Genomic DNA, 2,266 nt, shown 5'->3' with positions numbered 1-2,266 from the left:
AGCCGGAGCAGGCCGCCGTCGACCGCGTCGGCGCCGCGGGTGGGCGCGACGCCGCCCAGCACGCCGATCCCGTGGACTCGGTCGGGCATGGCGGCACCGGCGGCGAGCGCGTACGGACCACCTCCGGACAGACCGATCACCCGGAGGGTGTCGATCGCCAGTGCGTCGACCAGGAGGGCCAGGTCCTCGGTCCAGTCCCGAACGTGGGGATAGAGGTACGGGGTGGACGACCCGATGCCGGGACGGTCGACGCCGATCAGCCGGATGCCGACCTCCTCGGCGTAGAGCCGGGCGTCCAGCGGGATCTGCCGCCGGGCACCGGGGGTGCCGTGCATCCACACGATCGCCGGCCCGCGGTGGGCGCCGTACTCGGCGAAGCTCAGCCGACGACCGTCACGGACCGCGACGCTGCCTTCCAGCGTCGGCCGCTTCGGGTGCCCGGAGCTGCGGACGCCTGGGAGACCCATGCACCGGAGTCTGACAGGTTCGTGGGCCTCTCGGAACGGTGTCCTATGGTTCGACCATGACCTTGGGGGAAGCCGCGTCCGGAGCCACTCCGGCTCCCGGGCGACGCAAGGCCACGCCTGCCCGGCGGAGGACGTCGGCAGGCGGGAGACCGCAGTCAGCGAACCAGACGCGCAGCGGACTCCGCGCGCCCCGAGCCATTCGCCCCTCGTGGCAGTCGAAGGGATGGCGATACAGCCTGATCGGCGGAGCCGTGGCACTTCTCGTCGGCTGGCTGGTCTGGTACGCAGCGACGCCGGAGGACCTCCCCGTGTCGGAGCGTTCGGTCAATGCCAGCGGCGTGGTCGGCACCCCGCTCTACATCGGGATGTTCACGGCTCCGAAGGACTTCGGCCGGACCCTGCGGATCTCGGGAGTGAAGGTGCACGCCACCGCCAACGAGAAGATCTCCGTCACGCCGGTGCTGTGCCGCCGAGGCGCGATCGGCGTCACGACCAAACCTGACGAGTTCTGCAGCGTGATCATCAACCCCGAGGGAGAGCGCTTCGTCGCCGGCGACTCGATCGTGCTGAAGGTCGAGTCCGACGTCCCGGCGCTGGCCGTCATCGATCGGGTCCGGGTCGCCTATCGGGAGGACCTCCACTGGGACACGCAGGAGGCCGGGCATCACCAGGCGATCGTGGCGATCGCCGGGCGGCCCGGATAGCGGAGCGGCTCAGCCCCGGTCGACGTGTCGCTCGAGGGCCTCGGCACGGTCTGCCGCGTCGGTGAGCTCCTCGGCGTCGATCGCGTTGGTCTTGTGGAACCAGGTCAGCGCGTCCGTGAGCCGACCTGCCTGCTCGAGGGTGTCCGCGTAGGCGTAGCGCAGGCGAACCACCCACGGCTCACGACTCTTGTTGTTGAGGGGCGCCACCTCGAGCGTCCGCAGGGCTGCGTCGAACTGCCCCAGGTCACGGCGCGCGCCGGCCTCCACGATCGTCATCTCCGCCTTCGCAGCGGCCTCGAAGCGGGCGACCGCCGGGCTCTTCGCGAGCTCCAACGCACGGGTGGGATTCCCCAGCGCGCGATGGCAGTCCGCCATGATCGGGAGGTACGCCGTCGCGCCGTTCATCCGCTTCGCCGCGCGCAGCTCCGAGAGCGCCTCGGCGTAGTGCCCGGCGGCGTAGGCGGCCTCACCCGCCGCCTCGCGCACGACCGCGATCCGAGGAGCGCGGGCCCGCGCGGCCTTGGCGTGCTGGTAGGCGGTCTCCGGGTCCTCGTCGACCAGCTGGCCGGCTGCGACGAGGTGCCGCGCCACTCTGGACGCCAGCTTCTCGGGCATGCCCTTGAGATGGGCGCGGACCGACGGGCTCAGCTCGGCACCGGTGATCTCGATGGGGAGGGGCGGGCCGTCGTAGGTGGCCTGCTCCTCGGTCGTACGGACGCGACGCTCGACCGGCTTGCGGTCGCTCGCGGCCTTTCGCTCGGAGGCCGGCCGACGATCGCCCTCGCGGCGCTCACCGGGCTTGCCGCCACGGCCGGCGGGCTTGCGGTCGAAGGGCTTCCGCTCCGAGCCCGTGCCCGACTTCGCGCCTGCGGCGCGGGGGGCTGCGCCCTTGCGCGGGGCGGCGCCCTTCCTGGGCGCTGCCTTCCTCGGCGTTCCGTCGCGTCGGCCTCGCTCGTCTGCCATGACCGTCTCTCTCCTGGACGTCGAAATCTCTATTGAACAATGTGAGGGGTAAATAGCGTAGGGGCCACCCGGAGGTGGCCCCTACGTGAAGGTATGTCCGGCGGCGTCCTACTCTCCCACAGCCTCTCGGTT

The 2,266-nt window shown here is 71.5% G+C and carries 3 protein-coding genes; 1 reads left to right on the top strand and 2 read right to left on the bottom strand.

From position 1 onward, the window contains the following. The coding region (locus E7Z54_RS00150; RefSeq protein ID WP_136430801.1) for an alpha/beta fold hydrolase at nucleotides 1–467 on the bottom strand (467 nt) is incomplete at its 3' end. 251 nt (nucleotides 468–718) lie between these two features. On the opposite strand from E7Z54_RS00150, the gene E7Z54_RS00145 reads away from it, so the two are divergent. Next, nucleotides 719–1,171, top strand: a complete 453-nt coding sequence (locus E7Z54_RS00145) for a hypothetical protein (protein ID WP_136430800.1) — start codon at nucleotides 719–721, stop codon at nucleotides 1,169–1,171. A 9-nt stretch (nucleotides 1,172–1,180) separates the two neighbouring features. On the opposite strand, the gene E7Z54_RS23890 is transcribed toward E7Z54_RS00145, so the two are convergent. After that, complete coding sequence (locus E7Z54_RS23890) at nucleotides 1,181–2,134, bottom strand: tetratricopeptide repeat protein (RefSeq protein ID WP_240769426.1); 954 nt, start codon at nucleotides 2,132–2,134, stop codon at nucleotides 1,181–1,183. Nucleotides 2,135–2,266 lie beyond the last annotated feature (132 nt).

Origin of the sequence: Nocardioides sp., from assembly GCF_004803405.1 — a bacterium.
Classification (GTDB): Bacteria; Actinomycetota; Actinomycetes; order Propionibacteriales; family Nocardioidaceae; genus Nocardioides; species Nocardioides vastitatis.
The sequence above is the reverse complement of the archived record's forward strand: the minus strand, read 5'-3'. Positions and strand labels throughout refer to the sequence as shown.